Below are 21,311 nucleotides of genomic sequence, written 5' to 3'. Positions count from 1 at the left end.
AGCTCTTGGGCTTCCGTAGGTCACGGCGTTGCCGAACACCGGCAGGGCAACCGGAGTTCCCGGGCTGTTAGCCGCCTGTCCCTGGCCCATGCACATGCCCGTGGGTATGGTGCCTGCGCGCCGCCACCCGAACCCCCTGCCCGGAGGTATTTTCCGTGTTTGGCATGACCTCGTCACGGTCCGCCCGAAAGACCGCCCTTGCCACCGCCTTCGGCCTCACCGCCGCCGGCACGGCCCTGTGGGCCGGCCTCGGCGCCGCCCAGCCCGCGCACGCGGCCGGCCTCCCGGCCCCCGACCACGTCGTCGTCGTGGTCTTCGAGAACCACGCCTACAACCAGGTCATCGGCAGCTCCAGCGCCCCGTACATCAACTCCCTCAAGAGCGGGGGTGCCAACCTCACGCAGTCCTACGGCATCACCCACCCCAGCCAGCCCAACTACCTCCAGCTCTTCTCGGGCTCCAACCAGGGCGTCACCGGCGACAGCTGCTACACGCCCGGCTTCAGCTCCGCCCCCAACCTGGCCTCCGAGCTCATCGCCGCGGGCAAGAGCTGGGCCAGCTACAACGAGACCCTCCCCAGCCAGGGCTCCACCACCTGCAGCAGCGGGAACTACGCCCGCAAGCACAACCCCTGGTTCGCCTTCTCCAACGTGCCCACCAGCACCGCGAAGACCATGACCCAGTTCCCGACGGACTACACCACCCTGCCCAAGGTGTCCTTCGTCGTCCCGAACCTGTGCAGCGACATGCACGACTGCTCCGTCGGCACCGGCGACACCTGGCTCAAGAACAACCTCAAGGCCTACGCGGACTGGGCCAAGACCCACAACAGCCTCCTCGTCGTCACCTTCGACGAGGACAACCGGCTCGCGGGCAACAAGATCCCCACCGTCCTCTACGGACAGCCCGTCACCCCCGGCAGCACGTCGTCCACCACGTACAACCACTACGACATGCTGCGCACCCTGGAGGGCCTGGCCGGGCTGACCACCCACGCGGGGAACGCGGCGTCCGCCACGGACATCACGGGGATCTGGGCTTCCTGACCATGTACGTTGCGGACAGCCGCGGTACCCCCGCGCCCGCCGTGACCCCCGAGCCGCAGGCCGCCGTCCCGGGCATCAGCCCGGGGCGGCGCGCCGCGCTCGCCCCCACGGTCCTCGCCCTCGGCACGGTCAGCCTGATCACCGACGTCTCCTCCGAGATGGTCACGGCCGTGCTCCCGCTCTACCTCGTCGCGGGCCTCGGCCTGTCCCCGCTCGGCTTCGGGCTGCTCGACGGGATCTACAACGGCATCAGCGCCCTGGTCCGGCTCACCGGAGGCCACCTCGGCGACCGCCTCGGCCGCCACAAGGCCCTCGCGGGCCTCGGCTACGGCCTCTCGGCCCTGTGCAAGCCGCTGCTGCTGCTCGCCCACACCCTCCCGGCCATCGGCGCGGTGCTCGCCCTCGACCGCACCGGCAAGGGCCTGCGCACCGCCCCGCGCGACGCGCTCATCTCCCTGGCCGCAGCCCCCGAGGACCGCGGCCGGGCCTTCGGCGTCCACCGCGCCATGGACACCGCCGGCGCCCTGATCGGGCCGCTCCTGGCCTTCCTGATCCTGCGCGGCGCCGCCGACGGCTACGACGCCGTCTTCACCGTCAGCGCCTGTGTCGCCGCCCTCGGCGTGCTCGTGCTGGTGCTGTTCGTACCCGGCCGGCGCACCGAGCCCGCGCCCGGAGCCGAGCCCGTCTCGCTGCGCGCCGCCTTCGGACTGCTGGGCCTGCGCGACCTGCGCCGGACCAGCCTGTGCGCCCTGCTGCTCGGGCTGTGCACCGTCAGCGACGCCTTCGTCTTCCTGCTCCTCCAACGGGCCACCGGGATCGCCGACCGGTGGTTCGCCCTGCTGCCGCTGGGCACCGCCGCCGCGTTCTTCCTGCTCGCGCTCCCGCTCGGCCGCCTCGCCGACCGGATCGGCCGCTGGCGCGTCTTCCTCGGCGGCCACCTCGCGCTGCTCCTCGCGTACGGGCTGCTGCTGGCCGGCGGGGCGGGCAACGGCCACGGCACCGTCCTGCCGTACGCCGTCCTCCTGCTGCACGGCGGCTTCTACGCCGCCACCGACGGCGTGCTGATGGCAGCCGCGGCCGGAGCCGTGCCCGAGGAGCACCGCGGCGGCGGCCTCGCCCTCGTCCAGACCGGCCAGGCCCTCGCCCGCTTCGCCGCCTCGCTGGGCTTCGGCGCCGCCTGGACGGTCTGGGGCCCCCGCCCGGCCCTCGCGGTCGCGGCCGTACTGCTGGCCGCCGCCGCGGCGGCCTGTGCCCTGCTGCGGCCCGCCGACGCGATGGAAGCCGAGTCCCCGGAGTCCGCCGAGTCCGCCGGGGCGCGCGCCGACTGAGCCGTCCGCCGTCCGCCGTCCGCCGCCCGCCGCCCCCGACGTTCCCCCACACCCCCGAAAGGCCCCCATGACCCTCCAACGCCGGATCCTGATCCTCGTCTGCGCCGTCGTGCTGCTCGCCGCGGTGGGGGTGCTCGCCGTCGTGCGGGCCTCCTCGCGGGCCGACGAGAAGAACCAGACGCAGGCCGGCGGGCCGCAGATCACCCGTGGCGAGGTGTCCCTGGCACCGGACGCGGCCGGGCGGCGGATCGTGTTCCGGAACATGGCGTGGGGCCCGCACCGCGACGAGCTGGCCACCGTCCCCGCCGACGCGCCCCAGGGCCCCCGTACCGCCTCGGGCGTGAGCTGCCTGCGTTTCCACTCGGCCGCCGGCACCGGGATCTGCCTCCAGGCCGACAAGGGCGGGGTCCAGGAGAGCTACCGGGCCGTCGTCCTCGACGCCCACCTCAAGGAGGTCTCCGCGCACCCGCTGGCCGGCATCCCCACCCGCGCCCGGGTCTCGCCCGGCGGGCACCTCGTCGCCTGGACGGTCTTCGTCGGCGGGGACTCGTACGCCGGTACGAACTTCTCCACCCGGACCTCGCTGCTCGACCTGCGCACGGGCAGGTTCGACGCCTCGCTGGAGGACTTCGAGATCCGCAAGGACGGCAAGGCGTACCGCAACGCCGACGTCAACTTCTGGGGCGTGACCTTCGCCGCCGACGAGCGGACCTTCTACGCGACGCTCGCCACCGGCGGCCAGACCTACCTGGTCCGCGGCGACCTCGCCGAGCGCACCGTGACCACGCTGCGCGAGAACCTGGAATGCCCCTCGCTGTCACCTGACGGGACCCGGCTGGTGTTCAAGAAGCGGGTGGCGGGCCTGTCCCCGGACGCCCCGTGGCGGCTGTACGTCCTGGACCTGGCCTCGATGCGGGAGGCCCCGCTCGCCGAGGAGCGCAGCGTGGACGACCAGGTCGTGTGGAGGGACGACAAGAGCGTCGTCTACTCCCTGCCCGGCGACTTCGGCGCCGACCTGTACGCCCTGCCCGCCGACGGCAGCGGCGCACCGGCCCCGCTGATGGCGTCGGCCCTCGCCCCGGCCTTCCTCGGCTGACGCCGGGGGAGGGCGGGGCGAGGGCCGTCGGGACCGCTACGCCGAATGCAGGACCGTTACGCCGGGACCAGGGTCTTGCGGCGCCGCTTGCGCTGGGCGCCCGCCGACAGCTTCAGCTCAATGATCGACCGTACGGCCGGCCACTCCTCGTCGAGGATCGAGTAGAAGGCGGTACTGCGCACGGCGCCGTCGAGCCCCCGCGAATGGGCCCGGCGGACCCCCTCGCAGGTGAACCCGAGCCGCTCCATCGCGGCCCGCGAGCGCACGTTGCGGGCGTCGGCGCGCAGCGAGATGCGGCGCACGCCCCAGGTCTCGAAGGCATGGCGGAGCATGAGCAGCTTCGCCTCCGTGTTGATGCCCGTCCCCTGGGCGCCCGGGGACAGCCAGGTATTGCCGATCTCGGCGGCATCGGGGACCGCGGTCGCCGGATCACCGAACGGGACGCCCGGCACGGCGGGCCACACCAGTGGTCCCTGCCAGTAGTCGAGGTCCAGGAACCGGGTCGAACCGACGACCCGGCCGTCGGTGGCTCTGACCACCGCGAAGGGGAGCGATCGACCCGCCGCCTGATCTGCGAGGGCGCGGTCGATGTACTCGTGGGACGCCTGCACCCCATGGGGTACGGGGGTGAAGGCGTAAGTCGTACGATCCTCGGCCCCGGCCACGGCCAAGGCCTCGGTGTGGCGGGGGGCGAGGGGCTCGAGCCGCACGCTGCGGCCGGCGAGGAGTACGGGTACGGGCACGGAGCCTTCGGTCCTTCTGGGCGGTGGGGTGGTTGCACAGTGTGCGTCCCTGACGTCACCCCCCGCGCAAAACACGGGTGAAAGGCAACGGGCTGTCAGGTGAACGCGAGTGGCTCAATGTAGCCCCTAAATGTGCTCTCATGAACCCCCAAATTGGCAACGCCGCGGCCATGTTTTTCGATGACTTTGGTCCCCGCTCCGGAGCGTCCGTAATCCTGATCCGCGGACATCCCTTCCGGCGCGCCGCACAGGCCCCCCGGACGGCCGCCCCGACGCCCTCCGATCGGCGTACAGACACCATCTGACCTGCATCGATGTGAGGAAACCCACGCGTGTGCCGGGACGGCCCCCAGCTCCGTACCGACGGCTGTTTCCCGGGCTCCGCCACGACCACGGGGGGCATCGAACAGGTGGCCGTCGGTGATGTGTCCAGCGCCGTCTCCCCCCGTCGGCGGCGGCAGTGGCTCCGGGGTCCCCTCCGGCCTCTCCCGCGGCGTGGTCGACGGCGCCGTCAACCTCGGCATCGCGAGCAGCCCCCGGCCGCTCATCCCGACCGCCGCCGCCTTCGCCGCGCACTCCCACGTGCCCTTCCGCCGGGCCATCGTGACGTTCGTCCCGGCGGCCCCGGTCCGCGAACACCAGGAGGATGCGCGGGTCGGCCCCCGATCCCGCCCCGCGCCCCCTACCGTCCCTCCAACGCGCCCTTCCCGCGCGGATCTTCACACCGCTCACGGAAAGCCGAGAGACCCCGACCATGTCCGCACCCCGCATCACCTTCCTCGAAGGCCAGGCCGGCCAGGGCGCCGCCCTCGCCCGGATCGCCGACCGCGTCCGCTCCCGGCTCGCCTCCCCGGACTGCGCCGCCCTGCGCACCGCCCGGCGCCCCCTGTTCACCGGCATCGGGGCCTCGTACGCCGCCCTCGCCGTCCCCGTGCAGCAGCTGCGCACGGCCGGGGTCGTCGCCCAGCGCGTGCTGTCCAGCGAGATCGAGGCCGGCACCGCCGGCTTCGACACCGACTGCCTGATCGCCGTCTCCCAGGGCGGCCGCAGCTGCGAGACCATCGCCGCCTTCCGCCGCGCGGCCCCCGGCCTCACCAGGACCGCGGTGCTCAACGTCGTGGCCTCGCCGCTCGGCGCACTCGCCGACCTGACCGTGGACCTCGGCGGCGAGCCCGACTCGCACGCCTCGACCGTCGGCTACACCGGGACGGTCGTCGCCCTCGACCTGGTCGCCGGGGCCGTCGCGGGCCGCGATCGGGACCCCTGGGGCGACATCGCCGAGCAGGCCACCGCGGTCCACCGGCACGCCGCCGAGGTGGTCGCGGGCCTGCGTGGGCGCGGAGCCCGCTGCGCCGCCGCCGACGCGGTGGCGGCCGGCGCCTCGCGGGCCTCGGCCGAGGAGGGCGCGCTGCTGCTGCGCGAGGTGGCCCGGATGCCCGCGGCAGCCTGCGCGACCCGCAACTACCTGCACGGGGCGATGGAGTCGGCGGGCAACACCCTGCACCTCGTCCTCGGCGACGGCCGCGAGATCGAGCTGGCCCGCTCGCTGGCGGCCGCCGGGCACCTCACGCTGCTCCTGACCACGACCCCGGCGCAGCCCTCGGACAGCCTGTTAGTGATCCGCCTCCCGGAGGTCCCGGACGCCGTCCGGGCGGTGCTGGAGGCGGTGGCGCTCCAGGAACTGGCCGCGCAGCTCGGCGCCGAGCGCGGCGTGCCGACCGGGTCGTCCGTCTTCGCGCACGACGACACCAAACTGGGCGGCCTCGGCCGGGCCGGTCTCTCGCTGGCCGCCTACGCGTCGGCGAGCGACGCGGCAAGGGCCCCGAGCCCCTGATTTCGCCACGGTCGGAACTCAGGGGTGCTGCGGGGAATGCCCGGTCTGCGACGCTGGTTGCCCCGTCACAAGATCGAAATCCAGGGGAGCCCGGCATGACCGCGACCGTCACCCGCATCGAGTACACCCTGCCCGTGAACGACCCCGTGGCCGAGGACCAGGTCCAGCTCAGCCGCGACGACCTGTGGACGGGCCTGGTGGCCAAGGCCGCCGACCCGCGCCCCTACGTACCGGCGATCACCGAGTGCACGGTCGTCTCGGAGGGCCCGCAGGGCCTGGTGCGCGAGATAGCCCGGGCCGGAGACCGCTTCCGCGAGGTGGTGGTCTTCGACATCGGCCACCGCGTGAGCTTCCGCCGGGCGGACGAAAGGGAGGTGTGGACGATCGACAACGTCATCGACGAGGACGCGACCGGCGCCCTGGTCCTGACGTTCAGCGGCGAGTTCGAACGCGAGTTCGGTGCGTCCCGGCTCGCGGCGATGCGTACGGCCATGGCCGAGACGGCCGCCCGCACCCTCGCCGTGATCCGCGCCGGCGCCGCGGCCTGAAAGCTCTCCGGACCACCTGAGATCATCCGCACATGGACTTGGTACTGCGCCGGCTCGCCGCCGTCGGGCCGTTCTTCACCGTCCCGTACGGGAAGGAACCTCCCGGGGAGGGCTTCCGCCTGCTGAGCGAGCTGTACGGACCCGGGCTGGAGCCGTACGTGGCCGAGGTCGGACGGCGGCTCGGCAGCGGGCCGGGGCGCGTCGCGGCCTCGACCGCGCAGTTCGGGATCGCCTCGCGCCTGTGGTCGGTCGGACTCGGCTGCGCCGCGCTGGGCGGGCGGGTGCCGGACCTGGGCGCCGACCGCGTGTGGTGGCGCCTGCCCGCGGCGGGATCGCTGGAGCTGTGGCTGCCCGAGCCCGGCCGGGGCGACCGGCCCGCCGAGGCGCTCGGGGAGACGGTGCTCGGCAACCTCGCGGACCTGGACGCACGGCTGCGCGAGCGGTACGGGGTCTCGCCCAAGGTGCTGCGCGGCAACGCCGCGTCGGGGCTGGTCGGCGCGGTACGGGTGCTGCTCGACCGGGTCCCGGGCGGCCCGGCGGTGGCCCTGGCCGCCTCCCTCCTGGCCGAGGGGGGAGCGCTCGGCGGCACCGGCACCTTCCTCCACGAAGAGGGGCTCGGGGTGGCCTTCGTACGCCGCAGCTGCTGCCTCTACTACCAGGTTCCGGGCGGCGGCCTCTGCGGGGACTGCGTACTGCGCACCAGGTAGCCCGACGGCACGCAGGAGGCCACCGGGGAGCGGTCGCCCTGCTCCCCGGTGGCCCCGTACGCGCTCTGCGAACCTGCTAGAACGTGAGGTTCCAGGCGTCGATCTTGCCGGTGTCCGCGCTGGCGTTGTCGTTCACGCGCAGCTTCCAGAGGCCGTTCGCCACCTCGGAGGAGGCGTTGACGGTGAAGGTCTGGACGATGTTGTCCGTACCGCCGCCGGCCCGGTTGCTCAGGGTGTAGACGGTGCCGTCCGGGGCCACCAGGTCGACCTTGAGGTCACCGATGTAGGTGTGCTTGATGTCCACGCCCACCTTGAGGGTGGCCGGAGCGTTGCCGGTCACCCCGCTGACGGTGATCGGGCTCTCCACGGTCGCGTTGTCGTTGATCGCGAAGTCGCCGAGGTTCTCGAAGTACTTGCCGGGCGGCGGGGTGGACCCCACCGCCTTCAGCGCGTCGACCTGGCCCTCGCCGAAGAACGAGTTGTTGGCCGCGGTGCCGGTGCAGCGGCTGTCCGAGGGGCAGGCGATGTCGTTGGCCTGGGTGGCCAGCTTGTCCCGCAGCTGCGCCGGGGTGATGCCCGGGTTGGTGCTGGCGAGCAGCGCCGCGACGCCGACCACGTGCGGGGTGGCCATCGACGTGCCGCTCTTGGTGCCGTACTTGCCGCCCGGGACGGTGGAGTAGACGTCGCTGCCCGGGGCCGCCACGTCGATGACGCCCGAGCCGAAGTTCGAGAACGAGGCCTTCGTGGTGCCCGTGCCGTTCGCCGCGACCGTGACCACGCCCGGGAGCTCGGTCGGGATGTCGAGGCAGGCGTTGGTGATGGTGCGGGTGACCGGCGTCGAGTCGTTCGGGCTCGCCGAGTCGGTCGTCTTGTGGGCGAGGTCGTAGTTCTCGTTGCCCGCCGCGGCGACCTGGAGGGAGCCCTTGCCCTCGGCGTACTCCTGGGCGCGCTTGACGCCCTCGATGATGGCGGCCTGGTCGATGTTGTCCGGGCAGTTGAACTGCCACGGGTCCGTGTAGTAGCTGTTGTTGGTGACCTTGAAGCCGTGGTCACCGGCCCACACGAAGCCGCAGATGGTGTTCTCGGCGAAGAAGAACGAGTTGCCCGGTTCGGCGACGCGGACCGCGGAGATCTTCACGCCGGGGGCCACGCCGACGACGCCCTTGCCGTTCTTGGCGGCCGCGATGGTGCCCGCGACGTGCGTGCCGTGGCTGTCCACGTCGCGCCAGGCGCCCGCACGGGTGTCCGGCTTGCCGTACGCGCAGGAGACGGAGTCGGCCGCGTTGAAGTTGGGTGCCAGATCCTGGTGCTGGTCGTCCACACCGGTGTCCAGGATGCCGACCTTGACGGAGGGCGAGCCGGTGGTGACGGCCCAGGCCTGGTCGGCCTTGATCTGGCTCATGTCGGCGCGGACGGGCTCGCCGGCCGGGGTCGTCGACTGGGCCGGGTTGGCGGGCAGCGCCGGGTTGTAGGCGTCGGCCGGGACGTCCGAGGTGCGGGTGGCCCCGACCTGCTGGACCCCGCTGACCCCGCGCATCGTCGCGGCGAAGCCGGCCGAGGCGGAGTGGGCGACGATCACGCCGATGGAGTCGAAGTTGGAGAAGACGGTGCCGCCGTTGGCGGCGATGGCGGAGCGCACCGCCGAGCTGTCACCGGGGGCGGTGATCACGAGGTAGGCGCGGGTGCCGGCAACCCAGGTCGCACTCTGGGAGGTCGGCGCCGCGGCGGCCTGGCCCGCTGCCTTGGCGGGGGCGGCCGGGAGGACCTGGCCGGAGGGGGAGACGGGGGCGGTGCCGGCGAGCGCCGCCGGGGCCCCGAAGGCGAGAGCCGCGCCGAGCGTGGCGGCGAGCACGAGCGTACGTCGAGGTCGGCTGGATATGTGGGGTATCAATGCGTCCTCCGAAGACGGCCCGGAGGTGCTCATGACACCTACCGGGCCGTACGAAACGAGTGGTGGACGCAAGATGTCAGACGCGTGCCCCGCTATGGAAGTACCTTTTACCGCACGACACTTAACGGCCCCGTGGCCGAAAATCGACCACAGGGCCGTGTGGGGGCCGCGTGAAGGCGGTGTGCGGGCCGGCCGGCCCGGGCACCGTGGGGGCGAGCCCGGCCCGGCCGGCCCGTGACGGGCGCTCCGGTCAGACCGGTACGCCGTCCTTGGCGCCGGCCGGCGAGGGGGCGGGCACGGTGGGAAGATCCGTGCCGTGGCCGTCGTCGATCAGCGTGGTCTCGTCGAACTCCAGGCGCCCCGCGAGGACTTCGGTGGCGCGCTCGCGGTCGAACTCCTTGGTCCAGGTGCCGATGAGCACCGTCGCCACCGCGTTGCCCGCGAAGTTCGTCAGCGCCCGGGCCTCGCTCATGAACCGGTCGATGCCCACGATCAGCCCGACGCCGTCGACGAGTTCCGGCCGGTGCGACTGGAGCCCGCCCGCCAGGGTCGCGAGCCCGGCGCCGGTCACGCCCGCCGCACCCTTCGAAGCGATGATCATGAACAGCAGCAGCGAGATCTGCTCGCCGATGGCCAGCGGCTTGCCCATGGCCTCCGCGATGAACAGCGAGGACATCGTCAGGTAGATCGCGGTCCCGTCCAGGTTGAACGAGTAGCCCGTCGGTACCGTGATGCCGACCACCGGCTTGGAGACGCCCAGGTGCTCCATCTTCGCGATCAGCCGGGGCAGCGCCGACTCCGAGGAGGAGGTGGAGAGGATCAGCAGGAACTCGCGGCCCAGGTAGCGCAGCAGCGAGAACACGTTGAGCCCGGTGCACACCCGCAGCAGGGCGCCGAGCACCACGAACACGAACAGCAGGCAGGTCGTGTAGAAGCCGATCATGATGACGGCCAGTGACTTCAGCGCGTCGATGCCCGTCGCGCCGACCACCGCCGCCATCGCGCCGAACGCGCCCACCGGCGCCGCCCACATGATCATGGCGAGGATCCGGAAGACCAGCTTCTGTACGTGTCCGATCCCGCGCAGCAGCGGCTCGCCCGCGGTGCCCATCGCCTGGAGCGCGAACCCGCACAGCAGCGCCACGAGCAGCGTCTGGAGCACCTGCCCGCCGGTGAAGGCGGAGACCAGGGTGGTCGGGATGATCCCGAGCAGGAACTCGGGCGTGCTCTGCGCCCCGCCCGCCTTGGCCTGGGCCTCGCCGGCGTGCTTGACGGCCTCGGTCAGGTGCAGTCCGGAGCCGGGCTCCAGCAGGTTCCCGACGAGGAGCCCGATCGCCAGGGCCACCGTGGACATGATCATGAAGTAGCCGAGGGCGAGGCCGCCCACGGCCCCGACCTTGGCGGCCTTGCGCACCGACCCGATGCCCAGCACGATCGTGCAGAAGATCACGGGCGAGATCATCATCTTGATGAGGTTCACGAAGCCGGTGCCCAGCGGCTTGAGCTCCACGGCCGTGCCGGGTGCGGCGAAGCCGACGGCGATGCCGAGGAGCACCGCGGCGATCACCGCGATGTACAGGTAGTGGGTCTTGTCGCGTCTGCCGGCCACGGCTCGCCTCCTGGTGGTGAATACGTCCCGGGAGGACCATCGCCCGAGCCTGTGACCCCGGTCACCCTTGCGTTCATTGAGTTCACGGCCCGGTGCACACTGAGCGTCATGTTCCGTTTCCCCCGTCCGCCGCGCAGCCTCGCCGGCCAGCTCTTCGCCATGCAGGTGCTGCTGGTCGCCGTGGTCGTGGCCGGCTGCGCGGTCTTCGCGTACGCCACCGCCCGCGGGCAGGCCGAGGAAGCCGCCCGGCGCCAGGCGGGGGCCGTGGCCCGGGCGGTCGCCGACTCCCCGTCCGTACGCGAGGCCGTACGCGGGGCCGCCGCCGGCCGGGACCCCTCGGCCGCCCTCCAGCCCTACGCCGAGCGGGTCCGCGTGGACTCCGGGGTGGACTTCGTGACGATCATGGCCCCGGACGGCCGGCGCTGGACCCACCCCGACCCCCACCGCATCGGCGAGCCCTTCCTGGGGAACACCGCCCCCGCCCTGCGCGGCGAGACCTTCAGCGAGACCTACACCGGCACCCTCGGCCCCTCCATCCGCGTGGTCACCCCGCTCATGGACGACGGCCGGGTCGCCGGCATGGTCAGCGCCGGCATCACCGTCCGCGCGATCAGCGCGCGCCTCGCCGAGCAGCTCACCGCCCTCGCCTGGGTCGCGGCCGGCGCCCTCGCCCTCGGCGGGGCCGGCACGTACGTCGTCAACGCCCGCCTGCGCCGCCACACCCACGGCATGAACGCGGCCGAGCTCAGCCGCATGTACGACTACCACCAAGCGGCCCTGCACGGGGTCCGCGAAGGTCTGCTCATGCTCGACGGCCAGCGCCGCATCACCCTCATCAACGACGCCGGACGCGAGCTGCTGGGCCTGCACGGGGACGTCCGGGGCGCCGGCGCCGCCGACCTCGGACTGCCCGCCCCGCTCACCGGAGCCCTGCTCGCCGACCGGCCCCGTGTGGACGAGGTGCACCTGACGGCGGACCGGGTGCTCGTCCTCAACAGCTCGCCCGTCGCGGGCGGCGGCCGCCGCGGCACCGTGGTCACCCTCCGCGACCACACCGAACTCCAGTCGCTCACCGGCGAACTGGACCAGCAACGCGGGTTCACCGAGGCCCTGCGCTCCCAGGCCCACGAGGCCGCCAACCGGCTGCACACCGTGGTCTCCCTCATCGAACTCGGCCGCGCGGACGAGGCGGTGGAATTCGCCACCGCCGAACTCCAACTGGCCCAGGCCCTCACCGACGAGGTGGTCACCGGAGTCGGGGAACCCGTCCTGGTGGCGCTGCTGCTGGGCAAGGCCGCCCAGGCGCACGAACGCGGGGTCGAGCTGGTCGTCACCCCCGACAGCCGCGCCGTCGGCGCCGGTACCGGGAACCTCCCGGCCCGGGACCTCGTCACCGTCCTCGGCAACCTCCTGGACAACGCCGTCGACGCCCTGACCGGCGTCCCCGGGGCCCGGATCGCGGTCACCGTACGGCCCGACAAGGACGCACTGGTGCTCCGCGTCGCCGACAACGGCCCCGGACTGCCCACGGGCGCCGCCGCCGACGTGTTCCTGCGCGGCTGGTCGGGCAAGGGTGAAGGGCGCGGCCTCGGCCTCGCCCTGGTCCGCCAGGTGGCCCACCGGCACGGCGGGAGCGCGGTGGTCGCCGAAGGGCCGGGCGGGGGAGCCGAGTTCACCGTACGACTGCCGATGCGAAGGGAGCCGGCGCCATGAGCGACGCACACGGGGGGCCCGCGGGGTCCGCGGTGCGGGTGCTGGTGGTCGAGGACGACCCCGTCGCCGCCGACGCGCACGCCCTCTACGTCGGCCGGGTGCCCGGCTTCACCGCCGTCGGCGCCGTCCACTCGCTCGCCGAGGCCACCCGCGTCCTCGAACGCACCCGGGTCGACCTGCTGCTGCTCGACCTCACCCTGCCGGACGGGCACGGGCTGCGCTTCGCCCGCCGGCTGCGGGCCTCCGGGCACCCCGTGGACGTGATCGTCGTGACCTCGGCGCGGGACCTGGCCGTGGTGCGCGACAGCGTCTCGCTCGGTGTGGTCCAGTACGTGCTGAAGCCGTTCGCCTTCCCGACCCTGCGCGAACGGCTGCTGCGCTACGCCGAGTTCCGCGCCACCGCGGGGGAGGCCTCAGGCCAGGACGACGTGGACCGGGCGCTCGCCGCCCTGCGCGCCCCGAGCCCCGCCGAGCTCCCGAAAGGCCTGAGCGCGCCGACCCTGGACCGGGTCGGCGCGCTGCTGCGGGCGGCGCCCGAGGGGCTGACCGCCGCGGGGACGGCCGAGGCGGCCGGGATCTCGCGGATCACCGCCCGCCGCTACCTGGAGCACCTGGTGGACACCGGCCGGGCGGACCGCACCCCCCGCTACGGGCAGGTCGGCCGCCCCGAACTGCACTACCGCTGGCTGGCCGCGGCGGCCGGGACCGGCTCCGCGTCGAAGGTGTAGAACTTGCGGTGGTCGAGCAGATCGGCCGGCGTCACGTCGTTCCACGGCCGCATCGTGTCGTTCAGGTCGACGACGTTCGTGGTGCCCGCGGCCGGCAGGTACGTGGACTTCGGGTGGCGGGCCTGCCACTCGGCCCACAGCTTGTCGACGTAGGCGTGGTGCATCCAGAACACCGGGTCGTTGGGGGACACCCCGGTGGCCATCTGGCCGCCGACCCAGACGTGCACCCGGTTGTGCAGGTTGGCGCCCCGCCAGCCTTCGAGGTGGTTGCGGAAGCCGTTCGAGGAGCTGTTCCAGGGGGCCATGTCGTACACCGGCATGGAGAGGACGGCCTCCACCTCGGCCTTGGTCGGCAGTTCGGCCACGCCCTCGCCCAGCGCGCGGCGCAGGTAGGCGCGCCCGTCCACCCGTACGTTCACGTTGAACTTCCCGGCGGCGTACGCGAACGGTCCGTCCATGACCTGCCCGTCGCGGGCCCGGCCGGTGCCGCCGAGGAAGTCGGCGGCCCAGAGGGAGGAGCGGGAGGTGCGGTCCGCGGTCCAGTCCCAGTACGGGAGGGAGACCTTCGGGTCCACTTTCTGCAGCGCGGCCTCGAACTCCAGCAGGAAGCGGCGGTGCCAGGGCAGGAAGGAGGGGGAGCGGTGGCCCACCCGGTCGCCCGAGTCGGTGTCGGCCATGATGAACCCGTTGTGGGTGGTCACGAACCGGTCGTAGACACCGGTGCGCTTCAGTTCGAGCAGCGCGTTGGTGAAGGCGCGCTTCTCCTCGGGGGTGAGCGCGGCCTGGTTCTTGCGGACGGTCATGCCGTGCCTCCCATGGGCGCGAAGGGGGCGAGCACGGCGCCCTGGAGCTCACGCACGGCGGCGCGGGCGAGCGAGGTCGGATCGGCGAAGGTCTCGTAGTGGTTGACCACGCTGATCCAGGTGCCGTCGGCGTTGCGCATGACGTGCAGTTCGCGGCCGTCTATCCGGACCGTGGGCAGGCCGTCGTGGCCGCCGCCGTGGTGGCCGCCGTGGTGTCCGGCTCCGCTCGTGGCCGGGGTGATCTGTATGCGGCGGCCCTGGTACACCTCGTCGACCGTGCCGGCGGGTATGGAGGCGCGGGAGTCGGCGGCGGCAGCGTGCGCGGTGGCGCCCGCTATGCCGAGGGCGGAGAGTGCGCCGGCTGCGGTGCCCAGGGCTTGCCGGCGGGTGATCTTGTTCATGGGCCGAAGAACTATCAGGGCGGCGCGAGTTGCTGACCGATATCCGGACATCGGCGGATAAGTTGCGCATAGAACCACTTGATCGATCTTCCCGTTCGAACCGGCTCCGTCGGCCCGAACGGGAAGATCTTCGAGCAAAAGTCTACTGGACAGTAAGTTATCCGGTCGCGTGCGGTCCCCCTCTCGTAACGATCAGTCACTTATAGTCCGAATATGGCTCTTCATGAGACGAAAGACGTGGGCGCCACCGACGCCGGCGAGGACGTGTTCACGACCGCGCTCAGCGGCGAGGTCCTCCCCAAGTACCGGATGCCCGACGACCACGCGCCCACCGAGGTGGTCTACGAGCTGCTCAGCAACGAGCTCCTCCTCGACGGCAACGCGGCCCAGAACCTGGCCACCTTCTGCACCACCTGGTCCGACGACGGCGTGCACCGCCTGATGAACCAGTGCCTCGACAAGAACATGATCGACAAGGACGAGTACCCGCAGACCGCGGAGATCGAGGCCCGCTGCGTCAACATCCTGGCCGACCTCTGGAACGCGCCGGCGGGCGGAGCGGCCACCGGCTGCTCCACCACCGGATCCAGCGAGGCCGCCATGCTCGGCGGCCTCGCCCTGAAGTTCCGCTGGCGCGCCCGCCGCCAGGCCCAGGGCCTGCCCGCCGACCGGCCCAACCTGGTGTGCGGGCCGGTCCAGGTCTGCTGGGAGAAGTTCGCCCGCTACTTCGACGTCGAACTGCGCCAGGTCCCGGTGGAGGCCGACGCCACCGGTCTGCGGCCGCACCAGCTCGCCCAGTACGTCGACGAGAACACCATCGGCGTGGTCGCCATCCTCGGGGTCACCTACACCTGCGACTACGAGCCCGTCGCCGAGCTCGCCGCCGAACTCGACCGGATCCAGGCCGAGCACGGCTGGGACATCCCGATCCACGTGGACGGGGCCAGCGGCGGCTTCGTCGCGCCGTTCCTCCACCCCGACGTGGTGTGGGACTTCCGGCTGCCGCGCGTGGCCTCCGTCAACACCTCCGGGCACAAGTACGGACTCGCGCCGCTCGGGGTCGGCTGGATCGTCTGGCGCACCGCCGACCTGCTGCCCAAGGAGCTCGTCTTCGACGTGGCCTACCTCGGCGGCGACATGCCGACCTTCGCCCTCAACTTCTCCCGCCCCGGCGGCGAGGTCATCGCCCAGTACTACCTGTTCCTGCGGCTCGGCCGGGCCGGCTACCGGCGGGTCCACGAAGCCTGCGTCGCCACCGCCCAGTACCTGGCCGGGGAGATCGCCGCCATGGGCCCCTTCACCCTGCTCTACGACGGCCTCGGCGGCCTCCCCGCCGTCTCCTACCGGCTCACCGACCGCGACGCGGCCGGGTTCAGCCTGTACGACCTCTCCGACCGGCTCAGGATGCGCGGCTGGCAGGTCCCCTCGTACCCGCTGCCGGCCGACCGCGACGACACCGTCATCCAGCGCGTGCTGATCCGGCACGGGGTCACCCGCGACCAGATCGCCCTGCTCGTCTCCGACCTGCGCAACGCCGTGGAACACCTGACGGCGTCGCCCCCGCCGGCCCCGGCGGCGGCGCCCCGCTCGGGGTTCCACCACTAAAGAGGCCGGATCGGGCCGGATCAGGCGGGCGCCGACCAGCGCATGCCGAGGGCGTCCAGGGCGGCGCGGCGGTCCGGGGCGAGGGCCGACGCACGCGAGCGCTGGTTGGCGATCCACACCCCCAGGCGCACCTCCCGGTCACCGACCCGCTCCACGTGGGTGCGCGGAACCCGCAGGTGCTGCTCGCGGGTGTGGAACTGCCGGGCCGCGGCCAGGTGTTCCGCCCACTTCTCGGCCTGCGTCCGCCGCGGGCGCGGCCGCTCGGCCGCGCTCGCCGCGGTCACGCCCAGCGTGTGCTCCAGCAGCCAGCGCTGCGCCCAGGTCAGCTGCTCCCACGCCAGCCGCTGGCTGCGCACCCACCGGCCCAGGTCCTCGCCCTGGACGACCACCTCGCCGGGGGCGAGCGGCAGCCGCCCGCCCGCGTCGAGGTGGACGCGGGTCAGGTGGAAAGCGCGCTGCCAGGAGATCTCCCAGGCCGGGCACCAGGACGCGTCGATGGCCTCCAGGGCCTCCCGGCGCTCCTCCGGCAGGGCGCCGGGCCCCTCGCGCCGGGCCGCGGCGCGCTGGTTCTTGACCCACACCCCGACCGGCGCCCCGCGCCAGGTGGCCTCCGCCGGCGGCAGCAGGTGGCCGTGTTCCGCGGCCCAGCCGCGCGCCGCCGCGAGCCCTTCCTCGTACGCCACGTCGAAGTGGCTCCACACCATCCCGAGTTCGTCGAGCTGCGCGACCCGTTCCCCGTCGAGGGCGCCCCGACGGTGGGTGCGCCGTACGTCCGCGATCCACTGGCCGAGCGGGAACCGGGCCAGCCCCGGCGGCCAGGCCTCGGCGGCGGGCTCCGCACCGGCGCGGGCCCGCCCCGCCGGCACCTTGAACGCGAACGGCACCCGCAGGTCCCCCGCCCGGGCCGCGTAGATCCGGGCCGCCTCCACCCCGCGCCGCCAGTTCTCGTGCTCCGGATGCAGCACCCGCAGCCGGACGAACGCCGCCAGCAGCGCCGGATCGCGCGGGCTGGAGAAGCTCAGCAGGGCCCGCGCCCCGGCCCGCGTCCCGGCCCCGGCCACCGCCTCGCCGCCGGACTCCGGCCGCGCGCGGCTCGGCGCCTGCGGCTGCGCCAGCGATTCGACCAGCCGGGTGTCGTGCGCCCGCAATGCCTCCAGCAGCCGCGCCAGGTCCCCGTACGCGCGCGAGGTCAGCATCGACTCGGCCGTCTCACCCGGCCCCAGCAGCACGGGCACGACCAGCGAGGCGACCTTGCCCTCGCCGGGCCGGATGCGCAGCGCCCGCCCGACGGCCTGGACCAGGTCCGGCATGGACCCGCGTACGTCGGCCCAGAAGACGGAATCGCACTCCTTGGTGTCCACGCCCTCGCCCAGCACCCGGACACTGCCGAGGAAGGCCTTGTCGGCCTCACCGCCCGCCGCGAACCGCGCCAGCACCCGCCGCCGGTGCACCGCCGTGTGCTGCCCGCACAGCCAGTCCGCCCAGACCGTACGGGGGTACACCGGCTCCCCGGCCCCGCCCGCGGCCCGCAGCCGCCGTGCCACCGCAGGCAGCCCGGCCGCGAAGGCCTCGGCCTCCCGGGTCAGGTGGTGGAAGACGAGGGTCCGCCGGAACCCCTGGTCGGCGGCGGCCTTCACCAGCGCCGCCTGGAGGGCCGCCAGCCGCGATCCGCGCACCGCGTCGGAGCGCGCGTCCGCACCCAGCAGCACGGCCGCCTGGAACCCCGGATCGCTGACGTCCACGCACACCACCCGGTACGGGGCGCAGATGCCGCGGTCGATGGCCTCCGCGAGGGTCAGGGTGTGGCAGCGCGCGCCGAAGGGGCCGTCGGGGTCGTCCTCCATCGACGCGACGAGCTCACCGCGCCCCGGGCCGATCTCCTCGCCCTCCTCATCCTCCGCCCCGTCCTGCCAGACCCGGGGCGTGGCCGTCATGTAGAGCCGGCGGACGGAGGGGATCCGGGTGTTGTCGTGCACCACGGCCCACGGTTTCCCGGTCCGTCCCGACGTACGGTGCGCCTCGTCGACGACGATCAGGTCCCAGCCCGGCATCCCGGCGAGGTGGGCCTGTTCGATCGTGCCGAGGCCCAGCGAGGCGTACGTGGCGTACACCGTCACCCGGGTGGCCGACGGGCCCGCGCGGCGTGCCAGTTCGGCCGGATCGGTCGTGGCCGCCATCCCCGCGTCCGCGGGGCGCAGGGAGCACACCGCGAGGGCGGGTCCGGTCCGGCCGCCCTCCCGCCAGGCCGCCGCCGTCTGTACGAGGAGGTCCAGCGAGGGCACGAGGACCAGTACCCGCCCGGCCCGCAGCTCCTCGGCCGAGCGGACGGCGACCAGGGACTTGCCGGAACCGGTGGCCATGATCACCTGGGTCCGCAGTCCGCTCCCGGGCACCCGGCCGCCGGCGGGCAGTTCGAGGGCCCGCAGCACGGCGTCGACGGCCTCGCGCTGGTGCGGACGGAGTTCTTTCCTCGCCATGACCCCGCTCCGTCCGCAGCTCCGCCCTGATCGGCCTTTTCGGCTCGGGACCCATCCTGCACGAGAGGTGAAGCGGTCAGGGCCTGCGGCGGGGGCGGAGCGCGCGGATCACATCTTGGCGCCGAAGTTCTGCGTCCACCAGGGGCCGCCCGGCCCCGAGTGGATGCCGACGCCGATGTCCTTGAAGGAGCAGTTGAGGATGTTGGCGCGGTGCCCCGGGCTCTTCATCCACGAGTCCATGACCGATTCCGCGGTCTGCTGGCCCCGGGCTATGTTCTCCCCGTACGTCGACCAGCGGTACCCGGCGGCCGTCGTCCGCTTCCCCGGGTCGGCGCCGTCGGGGTTGGTGTGATCGAAGAAGCCGCGGGCGGCCATGTCGTCGGAGTGACCCTGGGCGGCGTTGCGCAGCTGCGGGTCCTCCTTGAGGGGGCCGCAGCCGGCCGCCGCCCGCTCGGAGTTGACCAGCGCGATGACCTGGCCCGCGACTCCCGCCGGGGCGGGTCCCGGCGCGGGCGCCGACGGACGCGGGGCCGGGGCCTTGGACTTGGTCGGCTCGGGGCTCGGGGTCGGGCTCGCGGCGGACGGGCTGGGCGAGGCGGAGGCCGAGGGGGACGGGGAGGACGAGGCCGAAGCGGAGGGCGAGGCCGGTTCCGAGGGGGAGGCGAGGGGCGAGTCGGACGCCGTCAGCGCCGCCACCGGGGCGGCGGGCGCGGCGCCGGTGTCCTTGGCGTCCGAGCCGGGGAACCCGCCGAGGTAGGCGAGCCCGCCGCCCGCGACGCAGGCGGCGAGCACCGCGCCGCCGATCGCGCGGCGGCGGCCCTGGCGGCGCTTGCGCAGGGCGCTGCGGCCGCCGCCGGGGCCCGCGTCCGGTATGCCGTCGTGGCCGGAGACCGCGGGGGTGAGCTGCGTCGCCGCGTCGGAGAAGTCCGCGCCGTCGAAGCCGGCGCCCGCGCCGCCGCCGTCGTACGCGTACGCCGCGTCGGCCGGGGCGAAGCCCGCACCCGTCGGGACGTAGCCGGCGGCCGCGGCCGACCGTATGCCCGCCAGCAGCGCCATCGAGACCGGCACCAGGGCCAGGCCCGCCAGCAGCCCCTCCGCCGGGAGCAGTCCGCTCCACAGACCCGCGCACCGTACGCACTCACGCGCGTGCCGGGCTATTCGCTTGCGCCACAGCGTCGACGGCACGCCGTCCCAGCCGGCCGTCACCGCCCGCAGCTCCTCGCACAGGGGCTGGGTGGCCAGCGCCCGTTCCACCACCCGGGCCGACTCCAGCTGCGCCTTCATCCGCTGCACGCGCACCGCCGTGTGCTGCGGGGACAGTTCGAGGGCCATGGCCACCTCGGCGCGGGTCAGCTCCCCGGCGCACTCCAGCCACCACAGCGACAGCAGGGCCCGGTCGTCGGTCTCCAGCCAGCGGGTGGCGCGGGCCGTCTCCCGCTGCTGGCCTTCGAGCTGGAGCCGCAGGACGGTGAGGTCCACGAAGTCGGCTCCCGGGTCGGCCAGTTCCCACGCGGCTTCGAGCCCGCTCTCGCCGGGGGCGCTGTGCCGGGCCTGCCAGTGCGCCCGCACCCGGTTCATCGCGATCGCGACCAGCCAGGACCGGAAGCTGTCGTCCGACCGCAGCGTGCCCAGCCCGTCGAGCGCCCGCAGCATCGTGTCCTGCACCACGTCGTCCACGTCGACGGAGCCGTTCAGAGCGCGTCCGACGATGTTGTAGACGAGCGGCAGATAGGTGCCGACCAGCTCGTCCTGCGCGCGGGGATCACCCGCGCGGGCCGCTGCCACCAGCGCTGCCGTGTGCTGTTCAGTCATGTGAGGTTCCCTGTCCGTACCGGCGGTCGATGATGCCCGATACCTGGGAGACCGTCGAGCGGGGTTCGGATAACGGTTATCCGGAAGAAGAACGCGAAGAAGTTTTTCCGGAGGCCTGGAGGGAGGCTTCGCGCCACTGTTTCACAGCAGCGGAACGAGCGCCTCCGTGGCCGCGCGCAGGGCCGGCGCGTACGCCTCGATCTCCTCGCGGGAGACGAGGAAGGTGACCGTGGTGACGCTGACCCCGCCGATCGGGCGGCCGTCCGGGCCCGGGACGGCGGCGCCGATGCACCGGATGGTCGGCTCGTTCTCCTCGTCGTCCACCGCGAAGCCCCGGGCCCGGACCGCCTCCAGCTCCGCCAGCAGCGCCTGCGGGTCGGTCAGCGTCCTCGGTGTGCGGCGCGGCAGCCCCGCGCTCGCGATCAGCGCCCGTACCTCCTCCTCGGGCAGGTGCGCCAGGATGCTCTTGCCGATCGCGGTGCTGTGCAGCGGCATGCGCATCCCGACGCGGGAGGCCGTCCGGAACGGCTGGTCGCTCTCCAGCTTCCGGATGTAGGTGAGCGCCTCCCCGCTGCGCAGGGCCAGGTGGACCGTCTGGCCGACGCTCTCGCGCAGCTCGCCGAGGATCCGCCCGATGCTCTGCGGCTCGCCGCCGCCGACCAGGGCGGACAGCCCGCGCAGCCGGGGACCCACCCCGTACCGCGCTCCGCTCTCCGGGCGTACGAAGCCCTGCTCGGTCAGCGAGGCGAGGATCCGGAAGGCGCTCGACTTCGGCACGGCCGCGGCCTCCGCCACATCGGTGAGCCGGTGCGGTCCGCCCGGCGCGGCCACCGCCTCCAGGATCCGCATCGACTTCTCCAGCGCCGTGCCGGCGGCCGAGGTGCGGCCGCCGCGCGTGGGGCCCGCGGCCGATTCCTTGGTGGGTCCGTCGTCGGGCATGCGCTCTCCCAGTGCAGGGGCGGGTGGGGGT

The 21,311-nt window shown here is 73.5% G+C and carries 17 protein-coding genes; 9 read left to right on the top strand and 8 right to left on the bottom strand.

The annotated features are described in order from the left end of the window. The first annotated feature begins 164 nt into the window (after positions 1-164). From CP980_RS03970 to CP980_RS03960, 3 genes are all read left to right on the top strand, one after another. A complete protein-coding gene (locus tag CP980_RS03970) occupies positions 165-1,046 on the top strand; it encodes an alkaline phosphatase family protein (RefSeq protein ID WP_132754054.1) in 882 nt (293 codons plus the stop codon). Positions 1,047-1,048: 2 nt separating this feature from the next. Further along, positions 1,049-2,374 (top strand): MFS transporter, encoded by a 1,326-nt coding sequence (locus tag CP980_RS03965; protein ID WP_150492641.1) that lies wholly within the window; start codon positions 1,049-1,051, stop codon positions 2,372-2,374. Positions 2,375-2,441: 67 nt separating this feature from the next. Continuing rightward, complete coding sequence (locus tag CP980_RS03960) at positions 2,442-3,470, top strand: TolB-like translocation protein (protein ID WP_150492640.1); 1,029 nt, start codon at positions 2,442-2,444, stop codon at positions 3,468-3,470. A 56-nt stretch (positions 3,471-3,526) separates the two neighbouring features. Here CP980_RS03960 and CP980_RS03955 read toward each other — a convergent pair whose 3' ends face one another. Next, positions 3,527-4,213, bottom strand: a complete 687-nt coding sequence (locus CP980_RS03955) for a GNAT family N-acetyltransferase (RefSeq protein ID WP_132754048.1) — start codon at positions 4,211-4,213, stop codon at positions 3,527-3,529. 754 nt (positions 4,214-4,967) lie between these two features. Between CP980_RS03955 and CP980_RS03950 the strand changes: the two genes are divergently transcribed. The 3 genes from CP980_RS03950 (at position 4,968) to CP980_RS03940 (ending at position 7,302) form a co-directional block, all read left to right on the top strand. Continuing rightward, complete coding sequence (locus tag CP980_RS03950; RefSeq protein WP_189998388.1) at positions 4,968-6,047, top strand: SIS domain-containing protein; 1,080 nt, start codon at positions 4,968-4,970, stop codon at positions 6,045-6,047. 95 nt (positions 6,048-6,142) lie between these two features. Continuing rightward, positions 6,143-6,595, top strand: coding sequence for an SRPBCC family protein (locus CP980_RS03945; RefSeq protein ID WP_099895234.1), 453 nt, complete (start codon positions 6,143-6,145; stop codon positions 6,593-6,595). A 32-nt stretch (positions 6,596-6,627) separates the two neighbouring features. Next, positions 6,628-7,302, top strand: coding sequence for a (2Fe-2S)-binding protein (locus tag CP980_RS03940; protein WP_150492639.1), 675 nt, complete (start codon positions 6,628-6,630; stop codon positions 7,300-7,302). Positions 7,303-7,378: 76 nt separating this feature from the next. On the opposite strand, the gene CP980_RS03935 is transcribed toward CP980_RS03940, so the two are convergent. Next, on the bottom strand, positions 7,379-9,154 hold the full coding sequence (locus CP980_RS03935) for a S8 family peptidase (protein ID WP_150492638.1): 1,776 nt from the start codon (positions 9,152-9,154) through the stop codon (positions 7,379-7,381). A 289-nt stretch (positions 9,155-9,443) separates the two neighbouring features. After that, positions 9,444-10,802 (bottom strand): cation:dicarboxylate symporter family transporter, encoded by a 1,359-nt coding sequence (locus tag CP980_RS03930; RefSeq protein ID WP_132754038.1) that lies wholly within the window; start codon positions 10,800-10,802, stop codon positions 9,444-9,446. A gap of 108 nt (positions 10,803-10,910) precedes the next feature. Between CP980_RS03930 and CP980_RS03925 the strand changes: the two genes are divergently transcribed. Next, positions 10,911-12,515 (top strand): sensor histidine kinase, encoded by a 1,605-nt coding sequence (locus CP980_RS03925; RefSeq protein WP_150492637.1) that lies wholly within the window; start codon positions 10,911-10,913, stop codon positions 12,513-12,515. After that, positions 12,512-13,243 carry a response regulator gene (locus CP980_RS03920; RefSeq protein WP_150492636.1) on the top strand — a complete coding sequence of 244 codons (732 nt, stop codon included), beginning with the start codon at positions 12,512-12,514 and terminating at the stop codon, positions 13,241-13,243. Before CP980_RS03925 ends, CP980_RS03920 begins: the two co-directional genes overlap by 4 nt. Here the strand turns inward: CP980_RS03920 and melC2 are convergent. Next, complete coding sequence (gene melC2, locus CP980_RS03915) at positions 13,192-14,046, bottom strand: tyrosinase MelC2 (protein ID WP_132754032.1); 855 nt, start codon at positions 14,044-14,046, stop codon at positions 13,192-13,194. The two genes, CP980_RS03920 and melC2, sit on opposite strands and share 52 nt — an antisense overlap. Continuing rightward, positions 14,043-14,447 carry an apotyrosinase chaperone MelC1 gene (gene melC1 / locus CP980_RS03910; RefSeq protein WP_132754030.1) on the bottom strand — a complete coding sequence of 135 codons (405 nt, stop codon included), beginning with the start codon at positions 14,445-14,447 and terminating at the stop codon, positions 14,043-14,045. Before melC1 ends, melC2 begins: the two co-directional genes overlap by 4 nt. 213 nt (positions 14,448-14,660) lie before the next feature. Between melC1 and gad the strand changes: the two genes are divergently transcribed. Continuing rightward, complete coding sequence (gene gad, locus CP980_RS03905) at positions 14,661-16,052, top strand: glutamate decarboxylase (RefSeq protein ID WP_150492635.1); 1,392 nt, start codon at positions 14,661-14,663, stop codon at positions 16,050-16,052. Positions 16,053-16,072: 20 nt separating this feature from the next. Here the strand turns inward: gad and CP980_RS03900 are convergent, their stop codons facing one another. The 3 genes from CP980_RS03900 to CP980_RS03890 form a co-directional block, all read right to left on the bottom strand. Further along, positions 16,073-18,529, bottom strand: a complete 2,457-nt coding sequence (locus tag CP980_RS03900; protein ID WP_150492634.1) for a DEAD/DEAH box helicase — start codon at positions 18,527-18,529, stop codon at positions 16,073-16,075. A 108-nt stretch (positions 18,530-18,637) separates the two neighbouring features. Further along, a complete protein-coding gene (locus tag CP980_RS03895; RefSeq protein ID WP_150492633.1) occupies positions 18,638-20,341 on the bottom strand; it encodes a sigma-70 family RNA polymerase sigma factor in 1,704 nt (567 codons plus the stop codon). 141 nt (positions 20,342-20,482) lie between these two features. Continuing rightward, positions 20,483-21,280, bottom strand: a complete 798-nt coding sequence (locus CP980_RS03890) for an IclR family transcriptional regulator (protein ID WP_132754022.1) — start codon at positions 21,278-21,280, stop codon at positions 20,483-20,485. Positions 21,281-21,311 lie beyond the last annotated feature (31 nt).

Source organism: Streptomyces vinaceus, assembly GCF_008704935.1.
Classification (GTDB): Bacteria; Actinomycetota; Actinomycetes; order Streptomycetales; family Streptomycetaceae; genus Streptomyces; species Streptomyces vinaceus.
Note: the sequence above shows the minus strand (reverse complement) of the source record. Positions and strands in the feature narration are given on the sequence as shown.